The sequence below is a fragment of the Microbacterium sp. Bi128 genome (assembly GCF_918698205.1).
Genome location: NZ_CAKKMM010001496.1, coordinates 1 through 1,204, shown reverse-complemented (window position 1 = coordinate 1,204; position 1,204 = coordinate 1). Strand labels below are relative to the sequence as shown.

The following is a 1,204-nucleotide window of genomic DNA, read 5'->3' as shown; positions in this document are numbered from 1 at the left end:
CGGCCAGGTCGTCCAGGTGTATGCCGAGCGCGCCGACTCCGCCGTCGATCGACCTGCGCGCTGGCTCGTCGGTTTCGCCGCGGTGCGCGCGGAGGCCGGCGAGACGGCGACGGCCCGCATCCCCCTCCCCGCCCGTCGCCTCGCGCACTGGGACGGCGGCTGGGAGGTCGAGTCCGGCTCGTACACGCTCCACGTCGGCGGCTCGGTGGAGCATACGCCGCTCACCGAGAGCTGGGAGGTCGGCGCATGACCGCGGGTCTGCTGCACGGCCACGTCGATCCGCGTCTGGCGGCGGCGGGCGAGCGTCTGGCTGCCGCGCTGGCGGGCGACCCGGAGCTGTCGTTCCAGGCGGCGGCGTTCCACCACGGCGCACCCGTCCTCGATGTGTGGGGCGGAGCGCACCTCGGTGAGGACAGCGTCCTCGTGCCCTACTCGGTGTCCAAGAACACGATCGGCATCACCGTCGGTGTACTGGTCGAGCGCGGACTCCTCGACCTCGATGCCCCCGTGGCCTCGTATTGGCCGGAGTTCGCCGCGGCGGGCAAGGCCGCCGTGACCGTGCGTCAGCTGCTGTCGCACCAAGCGGGCCTCCCGCAGGCGACGCCCGCGCTGGACTTCGTGGACATGCTCGACCAGCCGGTCGCGGCCGAGCGCCTCGCGGCGAGCGTGCCGTTCTGGCATCCGGGAAGCGCGTTCGGGTACCACGCCACCACCATCGGCACCCTCGGAGCCGAGCTCGTGCAGCGCGTGACCGGACGCACGATGCACGCGTTCTACGAGGAGGAGATCCGCGCCCCTCACGGCATCGACTTCTTCCTCGGTCTTCCGGCGGACCAGGAGTCGCGGCGCGTGGACGTGCTGCCGATGATCCCGCCCGCGGCGGGACCCGGCGAGCGCGCCGTCACGCCGCTGGGCGCCCACGTGTTCGGAGGCGGCCGCCCGGGGGTCGACATGGCCAACGACCGGCGGAGTTGGAGCTACGGCCACCCCGCCACCTCGGCGACCGGGAGTGCGCGCGGCATCGCCCGGATGCTGGCCGCCGCGGTCACGGGTGTCGACGGGCGGGCACCGTTCCTCTCGGCCGAGACGGTCGCGACGATCGGTCAGCAGCAGGTGCGCGGGTTCGACGAGGTGCTCGGTCAACACGACCGCGCCCACGCGATCGTGTTCCAGAAGCCCTCGGCCGCGATGCCCTTCGGCGGAC

The 1,204-nt window shown here is 73.3% G+C and carries 2 protein-coding genes; both read left to right on the top strand.

The genetic code is table 11. The features are described from left to right. Positions 1-250: fibronectin type III-like domain-contianing protein (locus LQV45_RS33985; protein ID WP_230012252.1), on the top strand; the 250-nt coding region annotated here is incomplete at its 5' end. Then, positions 247-1,204, top strand: a 958-nt coding sequence (locus tag LQV45_RS33980) for a serine hydrolase domain-containing protein (protein WP_230012251.1), incomplete at its 3' end; no start/stop codon positions are given. The genes LQV45_RS33985 and LQV45_RS33980, both read left to right, overlap by 4 nt.